Annotated in this window: 1 protein-coding gene (running past one end of the window); it reads right to left on the bottom strand. The window is 52.0% G+C overall.

Annotation, left to right across the window (positions count from 1 at the left end; translation table 11 throughout):
- Nucleotides 1-22,682 carry the 5' portion of a non-ribosomal peptide synthase/polyketide synthase gene (locus ACH59B_RS12440; protein ID WP_404303892.1) on the bottom strand. 19,609 nt of this gene lie to the left of the window's left edge, so the window shows 22,682 of its 42,291 coding nt (coding positions 1-22,682); it begins with the start codon at nucleotides 22,680-22,682; the stop codon falls past the left edge of the window.

Below are 22,682 nucleotides of genomic sequence, written 5' to 3'. Positions count from 1 at the left end.
GTTCCATCCACATCCAGCAGCACCGGATACTGACTCGTAAACCAGCCCACGGTACGTGTGATGTCGATATCGGGAACAATAGCTTCCCGGCCATGGCCCTCCAGATTGACCAGCACTCGCTCCTGCCCGCTCCAGTTGTACAATGCGGTACCGAGTGCGGTTAACAGCAGATCATTGACCTCGGTGTGGTATGCACGATGTGCTTCCTGCAGTAGCAGTCGGGTGTCCTGTTCGCTCCACGCCACGCTCACCGTCTCACTGTCTCTGACCACAAAATGCTGTCCTGCCGCTCTTTCTTGATCCTTAGGTAGCGATGCGACTTCCGCGTGGGCAAGACGCTCCCAATATTCGCGTTCATTGTCGATGGCCGGACTGTTGGCATATTGAGACAAACGTTCTGCCCAAGTGGAGAACGAATCCGTTTTATATGGCAAGCGAATCGCTTCTCCCCGAACGGCCTGCTCATATCCAGTCGCAAAATCCTCAAACACAATCCGCCATGAAATGCCGTCTACAACCAAATGGTGAATGGCAATCAGTAAATGATCTCCATCTATGCAGCGGAAAAGTCCCAGTTTCACCAGCGGTCCTTCGTCTAGACGAATGGAGCTTTGGATGGCATTGGCTTTCGTTTCCATCGCCATCGCAACATCTGCCGCATCTTCGACGCCTGTCAAATCCACAACGTCCAGACTGTACAGCTGACCTTCATTCACACCGCGATTCCACGCTTCATAGCCCTGTTCGGTCTGACGGAAGACCATACGCAGCGCATCATGATGCTCCGTCAGCTTGGTCATCGTTTGACGCAATGCGGCTTCGTCAAAGCCTTCTGCTCGATACAGCATCACCGATTGGTTGAAATAATGCGGCTCTGCCGAGGCTTGTCCAAAGAACCATTGCTGAATCGGCGTCAGCTTGACGCTGCCTGATACCTCGCCCTGATCGGCCGTACGACTCACTTTTTGTACATGACCGCTCAGCAGCGAAATGGACGGATATTGGAACAAATCCTTCATGTCCAGCTTGTAGCCCGCTTGCAGCAAGCGGGACGATACCTGAATCGCTTTGATCGAATCACCGCCGAGGTCAAAGAAATTATCCAGAATCCCGACGCTCTTCGTTCCTAATACCCCCTGCCAAATCGAAACCAACGTCTGCTCCAACGCTGTGCGCGGCTCTACATAATCCGCTCCGCTTTGCAGGCTGCCCTCCGGTGCTGGCAGGGCCTTGCGGTCGATTTTGCCGTTCGGTGTCAGCGGCATCTGCTCCAGCTGGATGAAGTATGAAGGCACCATGTAGTTGGGCAGATCCTCACCCAGTAAGCCGCGCAGTTCACTCGCGCTGACGTCTCTTTCAGCGACATAGTACGCCACCAGTTGGTTTTGTCCCTGCTCGTCCGCTTGGGCCAGGACGATGACCTCTTGCACGTCCTCCACTTTCAATATTTGTGCTTCGACCTCGCCCAGTTCGATCCGGTAGCCCCGGATTTTCACTTGATGATCGATCCGGCCCAAGTATTCAATGTTGCCGTCCGGCATCCATCTTGCCAAGTCGCCTGTGCGGTACATCCGCTCATAGCCGGCTTCGCCAGACGCAAACGGGTTCGGTACAAATTTCTCCGCCGTCAGTTCTGGACGATCCAAATATCCACGCGCCAGACCCGGACCAGATACGCACAGTTCACCTGCTACGCCGACCGGAGCCAAATGTCCATGTACATCCAGCATGTACACCCGGTGATTCGGCATAGGACGACCGATGGAAATGAGTTGGCCTGCCCTTTCATCCTCGGATACCGGCCAGATGGACGTCGCCACCGAGTTTTCGGTTGGACCGTAGCCGTTGTAGTACGCCACTTGATCCTTCCACTTGTATACCAATTCTGTGGAAGAGGCTGAGCCCGCAGTGAACAAAATACGCAGATTTGGCATCCGCTCCGGCTCCAGGTACACCGCATAGGTCGGCGGCAAAGCGGCCACCGTAATCCGGTGATCGGCCATATACTGCTCAAACCGTTCGTAGTTCAAAATCGTCTCTGTTGTTGGTACGTATAACGTGGCGCCGCAGAACAGCGCCTGGAAGATTTCCCAGCAAGCTGCATCAAACGAGTAGCTGGCGAACAGCAGCGCATGATCCGACGTACGGATCCGAAGCGTCTGATCAAAATACGTTTTCAGATTGCACAGCCCATGGTGCTCCAACATCACGCCCTTCGGCTGCCCCGTCGTCCCTGACGTATAAATCACATACGCCAAATCATTCGGGCCGGACAACGGCTCCAGATTGGAACCATCCTCGTGGTACACCGTTTGCTCACCGTCTAGCACCAGCATGTGGCCGTCAAACGCGACTTTGTCTACCAGATGGCTTTGTGTTAACAGCAGTTTCGCTCCCGAGTCGTCCAGCATGTAGCGGATACGCTCTTCCGGATAGGTTGGATCGATAGGTACATAGGCGCCTCCGGCTTTTAAAATCCCGAAGATCCCCACGATCATATCCACCGACCGCTCAGTCATCAGACCCACCAGACGATCCTTCGTCACGCCTTGACTGCGCAAGGTACGAGCCAATTGATTGGCGCGTTCATTCAGCTCGCGATAAGTCAGCGTCTCTCCTTCAAAGAACAAGGCTGTCTGCTCCGGTGTCTGCGCCGTTTGCGCCTCGAACAAGCCGTGAATCGTTTGCTCGCTTGGATAGGTTGCCGCTGTATTGCCCCAGGCCTCAACGATTTGCTCGCGCTCCTGCACCGTAACCATATCCAGCTCATGTACACGGATGTCCGGATTGGCTGTCACCTGCTCCAGCAGCTGTACCAGATGACCTCGAATTTGCTCTACACTTTCCCGTTCAAAGGCCAGGGCATTATAGCCGAAGCTCATGTGAATGGTATTCCCCGGCAGCACTACCACGTTAAAGTCATAGTTGGTCTGCTCGACAGACTCGGCTCCTGTGATGGTGAAGCTGGCCGCCTCACCGCTACCTAATTGCTCGATTTGTTCCTCGACCGGATAGTTCTCAAAAATAAGAATATGATTAATCAAATCCTGCTTAAGCTCTGACAATCCCTGAATTTCATACAGCGGATACGTATCATACACATGGGAAGCAATCGATTGCTCCTGGGTTTGCTTCATCACGTCGGAGAATACGCTGTCCACTTGACTGCGGATACGCACCGGAATCGTATTGATAAACAGACCAATGATATGCTCCACGTTCGGAATGTCTGCCGGACGTCCAGATACCACGCTGCCAAACACGACATCATCGGTGCCATTATATTTTTGCAGCAAAAGGCCCCAAACGGTCTGCATCAACGTATTGATGGTCACCTGATAACGCTTGGCTATACGCTGAATACCAGCGGTTAGCTCTACGCCCAAATCAAAATCCAGACGCTCCGCCTGATACCCTGTTTTGCCCTGGATTTTTGCCTGTGGCAAACGGGACTGCTCCTCATATCCATCCAGCACCTTGCTCCAATAACTTGATGAGGCCTGACGATCCTGCTGCTCCAGCCATTCGATATATTGACTGTACGGGGTTACAGGGGCCAGTTCCGGTTGTTTATGAGCCAGGATCGCAAAATAGCTTGCAAACACTTCGTTTGTCACCAGCGACAAGCACCAGCCGTCCATCACGATATGATGGAAGCTCCATACAAAACGGTACGATTCCTCACCTATGTGCAATACAGCAACACGCATCAAAGCGTCTTGTGCCAGATCAAAGCCTCTTTGCTTGTCTTTATGTGTAAATTCGAGGATGTACTCGTTTTGCTGCTCTTCCTCCATATCCCGCAGATCCTCAACATACAGTTCACTGCGCTTATTCCGGTACACGACCTGAAGCGGTTCATCCTTCCAGCCACTGTAGAAGTTCGTACGCAGTACCGTATGCCGCTGCACCAAGACATCCAGACTGGCCGCAAATGCAGCAATATTAAAATGCCCTCGCAGATTAAAGGATGCCTGTTCAAAATACGCTCCCGATTGCGAATCCATCAGATTGTAAAAGAGCATCCCCTTTTGCATTGGCGTCAGTACGTATACATTTTCCAGCTCACCAATATGTGCCGCCTGTTCCGCAATCTGCTCCAGCTCTCCCGTCGTCAGACCTTTGAAGGACACATCACTTGGCGTCAGTTCCGGTTGTTCCTGAGCGGTGCAATGCGCAATGATCTCTTGCAAAGCGGATTGCAGCAGTCTCGCCACACGCTCCAGCGTTTCTTTACGATACTGCTTACGGCTGTAAGCAATTGTCAAACACAGCGTGCCTTCCGAGATCATCGCGTTTAAATCCAACGTGTACGGCAAGCGGGAATGGGCATCCTCTGTCTCCCCTGCATGGTAGGACGACAACGTGATTCCACTGTTTTGTAGATCCTGATCCACCTGCCCCAAGTAGTTAAAGCTGATTTCCGGTTCTGCAATCGCACGCGCTTCACCTGTTCCGAACGTAGGGGACAAGTAGCGCCAAATGCCATAGGTCAGCCCTTTATGCGGAATCCGGCGCAAGCCTTCCTTGGTTTCTTTAATTCGCTGAGCCAGTGTCATTTCCTTGCTGGTCTCCAACAACACCGGATACAAGCTCGTAAACCAGCCTACGGTACGCGTAATATCCACCTCTGGCAGGATCGTTTCCCGACCGTGTCCCTCTAGATTCACCAGCACATGGCCTGCGCCTGTCCAGTTGTGCAGCGCGAGTCCCAGCGCGGTCAGCAGCAAATCATTGACCTCGGTGTTGTAGGCACGATGAGCCTGCTTTAACAGTTGCTGGGTTTCAGCTTCGGTCCACGCTACGGTCAGCACTTCGCTGTCTGCGTTTAAGGAGCCCTCGTAGGCAAAATCCTTAGGCAGCGGCATAGCTTCCGCTTTGGCCTGTTCCAGCTGCTTCCAATAAACTTCATCCGAGGCAGCCTCAGGACGGTTGGCGTAAGAAGATAACTCCTGTGCCCAAGTTTGGAAGGAATCTGTTTTATACGGCAATCGTACAGGCTCACCCTTGCTCGCCTGCTCGTAGCCTGTCGAGAAATCTTCGAACAGAATCCGCCACGACACCCCGTCCACCACCAAATGGTGAATGGCGATCAGCAGATGGTCGCCTTCGGCTGTACGGAACCATCCCAGCTTCACCAAAGGTCCTGCGGACAGGTCCAGGCTGCTTTGAATTTCCGTTGCCTTCGCTTCCAGCGCTTCCGCATAAGCGGACCGTTCACGGAAGTCCACTGTTTCCAGCGTATACAGTGTGCCTTCCTCTACACCGCGTGTCCAAGCCGTATAACCAGCGGAAGTCTGACGGAAGACCATACGCAGCGCATCATGATGCTTCACGAGGTGATCCAACACTTGACGAATCGCCGTCTCGTCAAAGCCCTCGGCGCGATAGAGCATGACCGCTTGATTAAAGTGCTGTGGACGCTCGCGCTCCTGCGCAAAGAACCAATGCTGGATCGGAAGTAGCGTCGTTTCCCCGCTCACTTCTTCTTGATCTGCCATACGACGGACCTCATGCATATGCGGTGCCAGGGCTGCAACTGTCGGATATTGGAACAAATCCTTCATGTCCAGCTTATAGCCGGCCTGGAACGCACGGGATGCGATTTGGATGGCTTTGATCGAATCGCCGCCCAGATCAAAGAAATTGTCCAATATACCGACCGTCTGTAGTCCCAGCACGGACTGCCAGACCGCGACCAGCGCGCGTTCTTGCGCCGTACGCGGCTCTGCATAGTCGGCTCCGGTTTGCAGGCTGCCTTCCGGTGCCGGCAATGCCTTGCGGTCGATTTTGCCATTAGGGCTCAGCGGCATTTGCTCCAGCTGTACAAAGTAGGACGGTACCATGTAGCTTGGCAGCTCCCGGCCCAGCTCACTTCTCAGCTCGCTCGCTCCTAGCTCTTGCTCCGCAACATAGTAGGCCACCATTTGTTTTTGGCCCGTTTCATCCGTACGAGCCATGACCACCGCTTCTCGTACCGATTCCACTTGGAGCAGCTGCGTTTCGACCTCGCCTAGTTCAATCCGGTACCCCCGGATTTTCACCTGATGGTCGATCCGGCCCAGATACTCAATGTTCCCGTCCGGCATCCATCTCGCCAAATCGCCGGTGCGGTACATCCGTTCATAGCCTGCTTCCCCGCCAGCAAACGGATCTTTCACAAATTTCTCGGCCGTCAGCTCCGGACGGTTCAGGTAACCGCGGGCTACGCCGACACCACCAATACACAGTTCCCCTGCAACCCCAATCGGCTGCAATTGCTCCGTGCCTTCCTTCACAATGTACAGACGGATATTCTGAATCGGTTTCCCGATCGGAATCACTGCATATTCCTCATCCGGCTCGCAATCAAAGTACGATACGTCCACCGTCGCTTCGGTTGGTCCATACAGGTTGACCAGCTTCGCTCCGGCCAGGCTCGACACGAGCCGCTGGAACCGGGCCACATGCTGTGGCGGCAACGCTTCACCACTGGCAAAGACATGGCGCAGCGTGCCCAGCTTCGCTTGCATTACTTCTCGTGGCTGCTGCTCCACATACTCCAGGAATGCACGCAGCATAGCGGGTACAAAGTGCATTGTAGTCACGCCGTCGCGGGCAATCGTGTCCACGATGTCTTCCGGGTTCTTTTCCCCGCCCACGGACAACAGGCTTACCTTCGAGCCGACCATTGACCACCAGAACAGCTCCCACACCGACACGTCGAAGGTGAAGGCGGTCTTTTGCAGAATCGTATCTTCCGCACTCAAGCCGTAGCGATTATGCATCCACAAAATCCGGTTCAGCACGGAATGGTGCTCCACCATCACGCCCTTCGGTTTTCCCGTGGAGCCAGAGGTATAAATGACATAGGCAACATGATGCGGTCCAGCTAGGGGCTCCAGATTTGAGCCGTCTTCGTGGTAAATGTGCTTGCCATCTTGCTCCTGACGATCCAGTACCAGCACTTGGCCGTCAAAACTCAGCGAGGCTTGCTCCGCCAGATGCGCTTGCGTCAGCACCAGCTTCGCTCCCGAGTCCTCCAGCATAAAGCGGATACGATCGGCCGGATATTCCGGATCAATCGGCACATAGGCTCCGCCGGCCTTCAGGATCGCGTAGATGCCTACGATCATGTCTAATGAACGGTGGACCAGAATGCCCACAGGCTGATCCGGCTGAACCCCTTGCGCACGCAACGTCCGCGCTAAACGGTTGGCTCGTTCGTTCAGCTCCGCGTAGGTCAACGAATCCGCTCCGCACAACACCGCCACTTGCTCCGGTGTATTCGCTGCCTGCTGCTCGAACAGTGCACTTAGCGTTTGGTCCTGCGGATAAGCTGCCGCTGTATCTCCCCACACCTGAACGATCTGTGCCTGCTCTTCCGCTGTCACCAATGCCAGCTCATTCACACGGATATACGGATTGTCTACGATTTGCCCGATGACGTGGTTGATATGACCATAGATACGCTCCATTGCAGACCGGTTATACACCAGCGCATTGTACTCAAGCAGAATAGAGATATCTTCATCAGGCACGACAATCAGGTTAAAATTGTAGTTGGTTTGCTCTGCAAGTTCCACATTGGCAATAGAGAAGCCTGTTTGTGCCTCTGCTTCGCCGGAACCGCCCATCTGCTTCTTCATTTGCTGCCCGATGGGGTAGTTTTCAAAAACCATGATGTGATGAATCAGGTCTTGTTTTTGTTCAGTCCGTGCCTGAATGTCGTAGAGCGGGAACGTGTCATAGACACTGGAGGCCAAAGCCTGTTCCTGTGTACGCTGCAATACGTCAGCAAATGTGGCATCCGGTGCACTGCATATGCGTACCGGAATCGTGTTGATAAACAAACCGATCATGTGCTCCACACCTGGAATTTCTGCCGGACGACCGGATACCACACTACCAAACACAACATCCTGATGATTATTGTATTTCTGTAAAATAACGCCCCAAACGCTTTGCAGCAATGTGTTAATCGTGACATGCTGTTGTTTGGCCATTTGGTTTAATGCGGCACTTCGTTCTTTACCCAACATCAATGGCAGCTTTTCCAAAACATAGCCGGGATTCGAACTGTTACCGCTTCTGTTTGTGTCGTCATCCTGTTCTGCTACAGAAACTTGCGCATTCTCACTAGGCAACAAGGTTTGCTGCTCAAAACCTGCCAAATAGTCACTCCAATAACGAGATGCTTCCTGTGCATCTTGGTGTTCCAACCATTCGATATAGTCACTATACGGCTTGACAGGTGCAAGCTCTGGCTGCTTGTTCTCCAGCAAGGCAAAATATGCACTAAATACTTCGTCCGTCATTAGTGACAGGCACCAGCCGTCCATCACAATATGGTGGAAGCTCCATACAAAACGGTATGAGCGATCGCCCGTGCGGAAAACAGCTACGCGCATAAGCGTATCCTCGCTTAGATCAAAGCCTCTGGCTTTATCCTGAGACACAAATTCAGCTACAGTCTGTTCACACCCTCTGACATCTTCATAACGGAAGCTCGAATCTTTATGACGATAGACGATTTGTAAGGGTTGACCATGCCAGCCACTGTAGAAATTCGTCCGTAATATAGCGTGGCGACTAACCAGCAGCTTTAGGCTTTCCTGGAATATGGACGGTGTAAAGTGGCCCTCAAGGTCAAAGGTTGCCTGCTCAAAATACACGCCGGTTTCTGCATTCATCAAATTATGGAACAGCATTCCCTTTTGCATGGGGGTCAGTGGGTACACATTTTCCAATTCCCCAACCGTCTTGGTCTGTTCCTTAATCGTATCGAATTGCTCCAGGGTCAGACCCTTGAACAGTACATCACTTGGAGTCAATTCGGCCTGCTCCCGTGTCACACAATGCTCGATCACTTCAAGCAGATTGGATTTCAACAGATCAGCCAGCATTTGGACCGTATCTTTACGGAAGGCTTTGCCGTTATACCGAATGTCGAGTTCCAGGATGCCGTTCGTGACGATTCCGCTCACATCGAGCGCATATTTCATCTTCGTCCGGTCACTCACGACCGATCCCATCGAGTAAGGAGACATGCGGATATCGCTGTTTGGCAAGTCTTGATCAAACTGTCCGAGATAGTTAAAGCTTACTTGTGGCTCGGCAAAAGCTTGATGTTGACCAAGGTTCAGTACATCTACTTGCTGAATCGCTTGACCAGATTCACTCAAATATCTCCAGATTCCGTAGCCCATTCCCTTATTCGGAATCTGACGCAGGCTCTCTTTGACCTGTTTGATTCGATCCGACAAAGCATGACCACGACCGATATCCAGCAGCACCGGATATGGACTCGTAAACCAGCCTACCGTACGAGAAATGTCCGTATCCGGCAAAATGTTCTCACGTCCGTGTCCCTCTAGGTTGATCAGGCTACGTTCATGACCGGTCCACGTGTACAGCATCATGCCTAGTGCAGTCAGCAGCAAATCGTTCACTTCCGTGTTGTACGCGCGGTGTGCTTGCTTCAATAGTGTTCCTGTCTCTTCTTCCGTAAGCTGGAAGACCACGGTATCCGTGTCAGCCAAGGTAAACGGTTCGGCCTCCGCTTGATCCTCAGGCAAACGTACTTGGTCAGCCAAAGCAGCAGCGTTCCATTGCTCCCAGTAGGCGTATTCGCTGTCCATGGCTACGCTATTCGCATAGACGGAAAGTTTTTGTGACCAGGAACGGAATGAATCTGTTTTGTCTGGTAACTGGAGCGTCTCTTCACGGATGGCCTGTTCATAGGCTACAGCCAGATCCTCGAATAAAATACGCCATGATACCCCGTCCACGACCAAATGGTGAATCGCCATCAGGAGATGATCCCCATCTGCACAGTGGAACAAACCAGCCTTCAATAGCGGCCCTTCATGTAGCTGGATACTGCTTTGAATTTCACTGGCTTTCGCCTCCATAGCTGCGCTGAGCATGGCTTCATCCGTCAAGTTCGTAAAGTCCACCACATCCAGGTGATACAGCTCGCCTTCCTGTACTCCGCGGTTCCAGGCTTCATAGCCTTGCTCGGTCTTGCTGAACACCATCCGCAGTGCATCATGGTGCGCTGTGAGTTTGTCAAGTGCCTGACGCAGAGCGGACTCATCAAAACCCTGCTCCCGGTGCAGCATCACCGCCTGATTAAAGTGATGCGCATCTACTTGCTCCTGGGCAAAGAACCAATGCTGGATGGGAGACAAAGTTGTTTCCCCGCTCACTTCTCCCTGATCTACCCTACGACTTACCTCGTGCATATGCGGTGCCAGTGTTGCGACGGTTGGGTAGCGGAACAAATCCTTCATGTCCAGCTTGTAGCCTGCCTGGAACGCACGCGATACGATTTGAATCGCCTTGATCGAATCGCCGCCCAGATCAAAGAAATTGTCCAAAATCCCGACAGTGGGCACGCCCAGGATGGACTGCCAGATCGCTACGAGTGTCCGTTCCGTTACCATTCGTGGCGCTGCATACTCTGCACCGCTGTGTAGACTGCCTTCCGGTGCTGGCAGGGACTTGCGGTCGATTTTGCCGTTCGGTGTCAGCGGCATCTGCTCCAACCAGATGAAATACGACGGCACCATATAGTTTGGCAGCGCTTGTCCCAGCTTTTGTCTCAGCTCATTAGCTCCAAGCTCTTGACTTGCCACGTAGTACGCCACGAGCTGGGTTTGACCTGTTTCGTCCGTGCGGGCCATGATGACTGCTTCTTGTACGGACTCCACCTGCAGCAGCTGCGATTCGATCTCGCCCAGTTCGATCCGGTAGCCCCGGATTTTAATCTGGTGATCCATCCGCCCCAAATATTCAATGTTGCCGTCCGGCATCCATCTCGCCAAATCGCCTGTACGATACATCCGCTCATGGCCTGCCTTACCACCAGCGAACGGATGATTTACAAATTTCTCGGTCGTCAGTTCTTCACGTTTCCAGTACCCGCGGGCCAGTCCTTCCCCTCCAATACATAACTCACCCGGCACACCGACGGGCTGCAACTCCCCACTTGCATTCATGATATATATTTGCGTATTCGCGATAGGACGTCCAATATGAATATGTTGAGCATGGGTCAGTTCCTGCACGGTCGACCACACCGTCGTTTCTGTAGGTCCGTACATGTTATAAATCCGGGGACCGTTGATTTCTTGCAGTGCTGCAAGCAGCCTGGACGGAAGGGCTTCGCCCCCGACCATAATGGCCTTCACGCCTTGCAGCGCGCGGGAACCTGCTTCATGACCCAGCAGCATTTGCAACCGGGACGGCGTCATTTGCAGCATTTCAATATGATGATGAGCAATCAATTCACCCAGCGCCTGAGGATTCACCTGATGCTGACTATCGCCAAGCACCACCGTCATTCCGCCTAACAGTGGCAGGATGGTCTCCAAGACAAAAATGTCGAAAGAAATGGTCGTCAGTGACAACATCGTTTGGCTCGTTTCAAAGTCAATGACTTCGCGCATCCCTGTAATAAAGTTGAGGACCGAGCGATGCTGGAGCATAACTCCTTTCGGATTACCCGTCGAACCAGAGGTATAGATAACGTAAGCCAAATGCTCTGGGCTGGAGATCGATTCCAGGTTACTGCTTTCTCCCTGATACAATGCTGCATCCTCAAGAAATAGGGCATTGGCGTGGCAATGGTGCTCTTCTGCCAAATCACGACGGGTCAGAAGCACTGCGGCCTCGCTATCTTCCAGCATGTATTGAATACGAGAGGACGGAAATTCGGGATCGATCGGCACATAAGCACCACCTGCTTTTAGCACGGCCAGCAGACCCACGATCATTTCCACGGAGCGATGCACCATCAGACCGACCAGTTTGTCAGGTCCTACTCCCTGTGCTTGAAGCACTCGTGCCAGCGAATTCGCCCGTTCATTCAGCTCTCGATACGTCAGACGCTGATGTTCAAACACCAATGCCACCTGATCCGGCGTACACTCCACCTGCTCCTCGAACAGCTGATGGATCGTTTGATGAGACGGAAATGCACAAGCGGTATCATTAAAGGCCGCTGTAATTTGCTGTTTTTCCGCTGCTGTGAGTAGTTCCAGCTCTTCCACTCGAACATGCGGGTTGAGCGAAATTTGCTCCAAGAGACGCGCAAAATGTCCATACAGACGTTCAATACCTGCTTGATCAAAGCTGAGCGTGTTATACATAAAACGAATCTTGATGCCTTCACCTGGCATCACGACAACGTTCAGATCGTAGTTGGTTTCCTCTGTAGACACCACGTTTGAAATTGTGAAGGGATCCTGTCCATCACTGCCCAGTTGCTCTACCTGCTGCTCCACCGGGTAATTTTCAAATATCATAATATGGTTGATTAAATCCTGCTTCTGCTCGGTCAGTGCTTGAATTTCATACAGCGGGAATGCATCGTAAGCATTGGAAGCCAGCGCCTGCCGCTGTGTTCGTTTCATCAGCTCAACAAAGCTTTCACCTGGTTCAGACTGCACACGCACTGGAATTGTATTGATAAATAGCCCGATCATGTGCTCCACACCTGGAATATCCCCTGGACGACCGGACACAACGCTGCCGAACACGACATCCGTACTGTTGTTATATTTCTGCAACAAGACGCCCCATACCGTCTGAATCAGCGTATTGATCGTGACCTGATTTTGCTTCGCCACCCGTTCGATCTGGGCAACCAGCTCTGGCTGGAATTCGCAATCCAGATCTTCAGCGATATATTCCCCGGCTTGCATCGATTTCGACTGTGTTTTTTGCTGCGGAAGCGTAATTTGCTGCTCGTAGTCCGCCAGATACCCACGCCAGTATTGCAGGGCTGCCTCACGGTCCTGACGTTCCAGCCATTCGATAAAACGACTGAACGGCGTGACAGGCTCCAGCGCGGGCTCATCACCCGCACGCAGTGCCAGATAGCTACCGAATACTTCCTGTGTCATAAAGGACAAGCACCAGCCATCCATCAAAATGTGATGGAAGCTCCAGATAAAGTGATACGTTTCATCCCCAGTTTGCAGGATCGAGATACGAAGGAGTGCATCCTCTGCGAGATTAAATCCCTTCGCTTTATCGGCAAGGGTAAAAGCCTCCACACGCGCCTTTCGTTCCTCTTTTTCTAGTCCGCGCAGGTCTTCATAATATAATTGTCCGCTGCGATGGCGGAAAACGACTTGTACAGGCTCATCCTTCCATGAGTTGATAAAGTTCGTCCGCAATGCTTCATGACGCTGTACAAGCAGATCCAAGCTCTTACCGAAAGTAACCACATCGAAGCGTCCATTCAACTCAAAGGATGCCTGTTCAAAATAAGCTGCCGAGCTCTCATCCATTAGACTGAAAAAGAGCATACCCTTTTGCATCGGCGTCAAAGCATACACATTTTCCAGCTCGCCCAGATCTCGCGTATCTTCCACCAATTGCTCCAGTTCGTCCAGCGTTACATGGTTTAACAGCACATCACTTGGAGTCAGCACTGTTCTTTCTTGGGTGACGCAATGATGAATGACTTCACGCAAGCCAGATGCCAGCAGTTCTCCCAGCCGCTCCATCGTTTCATGACGGAACTGTGTTGTACCGTAGCGAATCGTGAACACCAACTCGCCATCCTCGATTAATCCGTTGATATCCAGTGCAAAATCCATAACCGCGTTCGTGCTGACAGGCACACCAATGGAATAAGCGGAAGGCTGTAAATCGTTGCCTTTATAATCCTGATCGAATTGGCCTAAATAGTTAAAACTGATCTCAGGCTGAGTCTCTAACTGCACGCCTGCTTTCTCCAGCACATTTAGATCCGACAGGTAGCGTAAAATACCATAGCCGATGCCTTTTTGCGGAATATGACGCAACCCTTCCTTGGTCCGCTTGATCAGGCGAGCAGTATGTCCCCCTTCTCCCAGACTTCCATCCAGGACAACCGGGAACTGGCTCGTAAACCAGCCGACGGTGCGCGTAATATCCACATCCGGTACAATGGCTTCCCGTCCATGACCCTCCAGATTGACCAGCACTCGTTCAGAACCCGACCAGTCATACACCGCTTTTCCGAGCGCGGCTAGCAACAGGTCATTCATTTCCGTGTTGTACGCGCGATGAGCTTGTTTGAGCAGCTGCTCCGTTTCCTGCTTCGTCCAGCGGACCGTCACCACCTCACTGTCTCCCAGCCGTGCCTTGTCATTTGCAAAATCCTTCGGCAAAGGCTTCGCGAGGCTTGCTTCGGCTTGTTCGATATGCTGCCAGTAAGCCAGCTCCTGCTCCATCGTCGCACTGTTGGCATAGGCTGACAGCTGTTTGGCCCATACCTGGAACGAATCTGTTTTATGCGGCAGCCGAATAGCTGTGCCGGTTTGACCTGCAACTGCCTGCTCATAACCAGATGCCAAATCCTCCAGTAAAATACGCCACGATACACCGTCCACCACCAAATGATGAATGACGATTAATACATGGTCGCCCTCAGCACAATGAAACAGACCGAGCTTCACCAGTGGACCCGCGCTCAAATGAATGCTGGCTTGAATTTCACTCGCCTTAGCTTCAACAGCGGCAGATTCGTCTTCCACTCCGCTGAAATCTACAATATCCAGCGTGTATAGCTCGCCTTCCTCTACACTGCGGTTCCAAGCAACATAACCCTGCTCCGTCTCACGGAATACCGTGCGCAATGCGTCATGATGCTGGACCATACGGTCCATCGTACGGCGCAGCGCGTCGACATCAAAGCCCCCAGCTCGGTACAGCATCATCGCCTGGTTGCTGTGGTGCAGATCAGCCGGCTGCTGCTCGAAGAACCAGCGCTGAATAGGTGTCAGTTCCACCTGTCCTACGACCTCTTCCTGACTGGCCACCTTGCCATCGGTACGAAGTAATGGACTGAGTGCCGCTACCGTCGGGTAGCTGAAGAGATCCTTCATGTTCAGTCGATAACCTGCTTGTAGCAAGCGGGAGGATACTTGCAAGGCCTTGATCGAATCGCCGCCCAGCTCGAAGAAGTTATCCTGCGTGCCTACGGCCTCCACGCCAAGCACTGCGGCCCATACCGCAGCCAGTACTTGCTCCACCGTAGTACGCGGTTCCACATAGGCTGCTCCGGTATGAATGCTGCCTTCCGGTTCCGGCAAAGCCTTGCGGTCGATTTTGCCGTTGCTGGTCAGCGGGATCGTCTCCAGTCGCATCAGGCGTGCAGGCACCATGTGCGCTGGCAGTCCGGCTTCCAGCTCTGCTTGTACTTCCTCGATCCGCAGCTCGGCTTCCCCCGTGATGTATCCGCACAAATACTTGTGTCCACGCTCATCCGTCCGGTCGATGACTACAGCTTGTCGCACACCTGGTACCCGCTGGATCGCCGTTTCAATCTCGCCTAGTTCAATCCGGTAGCCCCGGATTTTGACCTGATAGTCCATCCGGCCGATAAAGTCTACATTGCCGTCTGGCATCCACCGCGCCAAGTCGCCGGTGCGATACAGTCGTTCACCCGGCACGTACGGATTCGCTATGAATTTCTCGGCCGTCAGGTCCGCACGGTTCAGGTATCCCCGTGCGACCCCGATGCCGCCGATGCATAGCTCGCCCAGTACGCCGATCGGCACCGGATTCAGTTGGCTGTCTACGATGTAGAAGCGTGCGTTCAGCCATGCCTGACCAATCGGCACATTCCCGCTGCTTGGTAGCTTCGACAGCTCTTCGTCGTAGAAGCTGGAGTCAATCGCCGCTTCCGTGACACCATAGCTGTTGATGATGCGGATGTCCGCACCAAACCGTTCTTGCAGCACTCGGTAGTCCGTCACGCTACAGCTATCTGAGCTCGTGATCAGCAGTTCCAGACTGCTCATGTCCAGTCCGTGCTCGTACACATGCTGCATAAACGGTACGATCAAGGCTGGAGTCGATTCGAACACGGTAATCTGATAATCACGAATCCAGCCATATAGACGGCTTGGGTCAATCCGGTCGTCTTTCGGACAGATGACCATCGTGCCTCCGTTATAGAGCGTCCGTGCAATATCGCCGACGAACACGTCGAAGGAGAAGCTGGCCAGTTGCAGCAGACGTACCGGGAACTGGTTCAGACGGTAATCCCGGCGATAGGCCGCAGCCGTGTTCACCAAGCTGCGATGCTCGATCATGACACCTTTTGGACGTCCTGTTGTCCCCGACGTATAGATCACATACGCCAAGTCTTGCGGCTCGTTGATACGTTCAATATCCGTGGTATCCCCGGTGTACAGCGACTCATCGTCCAGTGCCAATACAGTACGCAGACGCAGCCCTGTTGCCGGTTCGGATGCTGCTTCGCTGTCAGACTTCGAATCTGCTTTCAAGCTTACGCCTTCATTCAGGAGGTCTCTTTCCATCATTTCAGCACCAGCCGCTGTTTCCAGTTCAACCTCAGTCTGCCCTCCGACCAAGGCCAGCCGGCTTTCCGCGAGCCATGCTTGAGCTCGCTCCTGCAAACCGGTTTGCGTGAGCAGCACCGTCGCACCACTGTCCTCCAGCATAAAGCGGATCCGTTCGGACGGATAATCTGCATCTAGCGGCACATAGGCACCTCCGGACTTCCACACTGCCAATACACCAACCACCATATCCACCGAGCGTTCGCTCAAAATGCCCACAATGGACTCGCGTCCAATGCCTTCATTTCGCAGTCTACGGGCAAGCTGGTTCCCACGCTCGTTCAGCTCACGGTACGTAAGCTGCTCCTCCTCGTATACAACGGCCACGTGATCCGGCACAAGCTGCGCTTGTTCTTCCACATAGGCGTGGAACAACAATTCCAATTCCTTTTCATCACTCCATGCAGCTACGCCCACGGATCCAAAACCATCGATGATTTTCGCTTTTTCTGCAGCAGTCACCAATTCAAGCTCGTCCACCAGCGCATCTGGTCGGTGAATCGCTTCTTCAATCATATGCAGCAAATGCTCACGGATTTGCTCTACAGCTGTACGTTCCAACACCTGCGTGTTGTACTCCAAATGGACATGGATTTCATCGCCTGGCACCACGGTGATGTTGAAATCATAGTTTGTTTGCTCTGACATGGAAGCATTGGCAATCGTAAAGCCATTGTTCCCGCGGCTACCCATCTGCTCCATGCGCTGTTCCACGGGGTAGTTTTCAAACACGATAATATGGTTCACCAGGTCCTGCTTCTGCTCGGTCAGGGCCTGAATTTCATATAACGGATAGGTTTCATAGGCACGGGAAGCCAGTGCCTGCTCCTGAATCTGCTTCATCAGCCCAGCAAATGTCATCTCTTTCTCACTGTGAATCCGTACAGGAACGGTGTTAATGAACAACCCAATCATTTTATCGATGCCCGGAATATCTGCTGATCTGCCGGAGACGACACTGCCAAATACCACATCCCGACTGTTGTTATACCGCTGTAGCACAACGCCCCACGCTGCTTGCAGGAGTGTGTTGACCGTCACTTGCTTTTGCTTAACCAGCTTGTTCATCCGCTCCGTCACTTCACGGCCCAGTGTAAATGAAAGCTTGTCCGCTTCATATGCTTTAGCGTGACCGTCCAGCTGTTTGACCTGCGGCAATACGGTCTGCTGCTCAAAGCCCGCAAAATAATCGCTCCAGAACCGTTCTGCCTCCGCGTTGTCCTGTCGATCCAGCCATTCAATATATTCACTGTATGGCGTTACCGGGGCAAGCTCCGGCTTGCGGTCTTCAAGGATGGCAAAGTACGTATGAAACGCTTCCCCGACAACCAGGAACAAGCACCAGCCGTCCATCAAAATATGATGGAAGCTCCACACAAAACGGTACGACTCCTCACCTGTACGTAAAATAGACACCCGCATCAGCTCGCCGGAGCTGAAATGAAAGCCTGCCGCTTTGTCACGTTCCGCAAAATCAGCAAGGTATGCGGCCTGCTCTTCTTGTCCCATTGAACGTATATCTTCAAACCGGAATCCAGCCGCTTTATGGCGGTACACTACCTGTAAAGGCTGCTCATTCCAGCCACTATAAAAATTCGTTCTGAATATTTGATGGCGATCCACCAGCTGGTTGAGGCTTTCGGCAAAAGCCTCCACTTGGAAGCTGCCTTGTAGATCAAATGTCGCCTGCTCAAAATATGCCCCGGATTGCGGCTCCATGAAGCCGTGGAACAGGATGCCTTTTTGCATAGGGGTTAACGAATAAATGTTTTCCAGTTCTCCCGCAGCAGCCGTCTGCTCTACAATATGATCCAGCTCTACAGCCGTCAGTCCTTGGAAGGACAAATCGCTTGGGGTCAGCTCCGGCAACTCTTTGGCCACACAGTGAGCCAACACCTCACGCAAGCTCTCCTGCAGCAGATCAGCCAGTTTTTTAACCGATTTTTTCATGAACATTTTGTTGCTGTAGCTGATCGTCAGTTCCAGGGCACCGTCCGTGATCATGCCGTTGATATCCAGAGCATACCGCTTGGTCAACGTGTCACTGATGGAAGCTCCGACGGAATAAGGAGACATACGGAATGCATTCTGCTTCAAATCCTGATCGAATTGGCCGAGATAGTTAAAGCTGATTTCCGGCTCGGCCACAAAAGTGGCTTCTTCTGCCCTGTCAGCAAGATATCTCAAAATTCCGTACCCAATGCCTTTATGCGGCAAACGGCGTAGCCCTTCCTTGACGTTCTTGACACGCTGTCCCACATTCCGGTCCTCGCCCATATCCAAGACTACCGGGAATTGGCTGGTAAACCAACCGACGGTGCGCGTAATATCCATATCCGGCAAAATGGCTTCCCGTCCATGCCCCTCCAGATTCACAAGCACCTGACGGAGGCCTGCCCACTCCTGAACGGCTGTACCCAAAGCTGTCAGCAGCAGGTCGTTTGCTTCTGTATTGTAGGCTCGATGGGCTTGTTTCAAAAATTGTTCCGTTTCTTCGACCGTCCACGCTACGGTCAGTGTCCGATCATCGCGACGCTGTGGCTTGGCCTGAGATTTTCGAGTGTAATCCTTAGGCAATGCCTGTTGAACAGCACCAGCTCGCTCCACCTGCTCCCAATACGCACGCTCCTTCTCTAATGCTGCGCTAGTCGCATAGGTTGACAGCTGATCCGCCCACAGACGGAAGGAATCCGTCTTATTCGGTAAACGGACAGACTCGCCCCGTAAAGCCTGTTCATAGCCGGATGCCAGATCCTCCAGCAAAATACGCCAAGACACGCCGTCGACCACCAAATGGTGGATCGCTACCAACAAATGGTCTCCATCGATGCAACGGAACAGACCCAGCTTTACCAGCGGTCCTTCGGACAGGTTCATGCTACTTTGGATTTCAGTTACTTTCGCCTCAATCGTCGTGCTCAACATGGCTTCATCTGTCAGAGCCATAAAGTCCAGCACGTCCAGATGATACAGCTCGCCTTCCTGTATTCCGTGGTTCCACGCTTGATAGCCTTGCTCGGTCTTCCTGAACACCATCCGTAGTGCATCGTGGTGCTCCGTCAACTGAATTAGCGCCTGATGCAAAGCAGCTTCGTCAAAACCCTGCTCCCGGTGCAGCATAAACGCCTGATTAAAGTGATGCGCGTCTACTTGCTTCTGTTCAAAGAACCAATGATGGATCGGAAGTAATGTCGTTTCCCCGCTCACTTCTCCCTGATCTGCCATACGACTTGTCATAAGTGGTGCCAATGCTGCGATGGTTGGACACCGAAGCAGATCCTTCATATCCAGCTTGTAGCCTGCCTGGAACGCACGGGATACGATTTGAATCGCCTTGATCGAATCGCCGCCCAGGTCAAAGAAATTGTCCAAAATACCGACGGTTGGCACGCCCAAGATGGACTGCCAGATTGCGACGAGTGCCCGTTCTGGCGCGGTATGCGGCGCTTCATAATCCGCTCCGCTTTGCTGGCTGCCTTCCGGTGCTGGTAGGGACTTGCGGTCGATCTTACCGTTCGGTGTCAGCGGCATCTGCTCTAACTGAATGAAATACGACGGCACCATATAGCTTGGTAGCTCTCGTCCCAGCTCACTTCTCAGTTCACTAGCTTCCATGGCTTGATTGGCCACATAGTACGCTACCATTTGTTTTTGGCCCGTTGTTTCGTCCGTACGGGCCACGACGGTCGCTTCTCGTACCGACTCCACCTGCAAAAGCTGTGATTCGATCTCGCCCAGTTCGATCCGGTAGCCCCGGATTTTAACCTGGTGATCCATTCGTCCCAAATATTCAATATTGCCGTCCAGTGTCCATCTGGCCAAATCACCTGTACGATACATCCGTTCATAGCCCGCTTTGCCTCCAGCAAACGGATTTTCCACAAATTTTTCGGCCGTCAGATCTTCGCGATTCCAATACCCACGGGCCAACCCTTCCCCTGCTATACATAATTCTCCCGGTATACCGACTGGCTGCAATTCCCCGCTCGTATTTAGGATATATATTTGGGTGTTCGCGATGGGACGTCCTATATTAATTTCTTGAGCATGAGTTAGTTCCTGTACAGTCGACCAAACTGTCGTTTCTGTAGGTCCGTACATGTTATAAATACGGAGACCATTTATTACTTGCAGCGCTCCCAAAAGCTTGGAAGGAAGGGCTTCACCTCCCACCATGATTTCCTTCACACCCTGTAGCGCGTGGGAACCTGCTTCATGATCCAGCAGCATCTGCAGCCGGGATGGTGTCATTTGCAACATCTCAATATGATGATGGGTAATCAACTCACCCAGTGCCTGAGGGTCCACTTGATGCTGGTGGTCGCCAAGCACAACCGTCATTCCAGTCAGCAGCGGCAAGATGGTTTCCAAAACGAAAATATCGAATGAAATGGTTGTCAGTGACAAAATGGTTTTGCCAGCTTCAAAGTCAATGATTTCACGCATCCCGGTAATAAAGTTGAGTACCGAGCGATGCTGGAGCATAACTCCTTTTGGATTTCCGGTTGATCCAGAGGTATAGATGACGTAGGCCAAATGCTCTGGGCGAGCAATCGTCTGCAGGTTGCTGCTTTCTCCCTGATACAATGCTGCATCCTCAAGAAATATAGCATTGGCATGGCAAGGGTGCTCTTCTGCCAGATCACGACTGGTCAGAAGCACTGCCGCTTTGCTGTCTTCCAACATGTATTCAATACGAGATGACGGAAATTCGGGATCAATCGGCACATAAGCTCCGCCTGCTTTTAGAACGGCCAGCAGACCTACAATCATTTCCACTGAGCGTTGGACCATCAGGCCAACCAGCTTGTCAGGTCCTACTCCCTGTACTTGAAGGATTCGTGCCAATGAATTCGATCGTTCATTCAGTTCCCGATAAGTTAGACTCTGATTTCCAAACACAACCGCTGTCTGATCCGGCGAACGTTCTGCCTGTTCCTCGAATAGCTCATGAATACCCGCATCGTGTGGAAAGGGGACAGCTGTCGCATTAAATACATCCATAATTTGAGTCCGCTCTTCGTCACTCATCAGTGACAACTCCTGAATCCGCTTCTGTGGCCCTTTCACCATATGCTCTACCACACTCACGAATTGGCGAATAATTCGGGCGATCTCCTGCTCGCTGAACAGCTCGGTCCGATAATCCAGTTGCAATACAAGTTTATCGTCATCCAGCATGTCTATCATGGCAATATCGAAGTCGCTCACCGTATCTCCGCAGAAATCAGTATGTACCTGCTGAATGGCTTCATCAAAACGAGAGAAGCTCAGCGTACGGTACTGAATGGTAACGCCAAACAAGCGGCCAATATCCGTGCCGCTTTGCTGTTCACGCAAATCCTGCATAATTTTGTTATACGGATAACGCTGATGCCGCAAAATGGACGCCTGCTCCTTGCCAACACCGTGTAGAAAAGTGAGCAACTCGGATTCCGGCTCAACTTGCAGACGTGTAGCCACAGTGCTGACGAACATGCCCATTGTATTTTTTTCCTTCTTTAACGTGCGGTTTGCATACAATGTACCAACGGTTAAATCTTGTTCACCTGTCGTTTTATGTAAAAAAATATACAATGCGGCCAGGAAAAATGTAAAAATACTGATGTTATGCGCCTCGCAAAAAGCCGTGACACCACGATATAATTCGTGCTCCAGTGTATAAACCTCTCGGCGTGCAGCCGTGCTTATCGTGAGCGGATTGTAAGACTTTAAACCTGTAACCTCCGGCAAGTCGGCAAATTTCTCCGTCCAGTACACCTTGTCCTTTTGGTAGCGTTCTGATTGCTCATAGCTTTGCTCCGTCTGAATAAAATCGAGATATGAGTTCGCTGGGACCGGCGTATCTGAACCTGTACCATGTACAATACTCATATAATTCCCCGTAATTTCATTAATGGCCTGCTCCATGGTAACGCCGTCAGAAATAATATGATGCATCTTGAAACTAAACCAGGTGTCTTCTGCCCCCAGCTGCAAAATAACAAATCGATACAACTGCGAATCCAGTAAGGGGAACGGCTGGGCATTATGATGACTCACCCATAGCTCAGCTTCCTCTGGAGTAACCTGAAGGGTTTCTATGCTTTGAGCAGCAAACGGCTCAACATATTGATAGGGAATGCCGTCCCGAACCGTGATTTTGATACGAAAAGAATCGTTTTGTGCAACCACCAGGTTCATTGCCTCCTGCAATGCATCTATGCGAACCGTTCCCTTGATTTTAACAGTGGTAATAATCGTAGATGTGTTGCGATTGGGATACACAAGCTCCGTGTACCAAATACGTTGCTGTGGCTGGCTTAATGTAAACAATTGAACATTGTGCTGAGTCAT

Source organism: Paenibacillus sp. DP01 (genome assembly GCF_044784315.1).
GTDB classification, from domain to species: Bacteria; Bacillota; Bacilli; order Paenibacillales; family Paenibacillaceae; genus Paenibacillus; species Paenibacillus polymyxa.
Note: the sequence above shows the minus strand (reverse complement) of the source record. Positions and strands in the feature narration are given on the sequence as shown.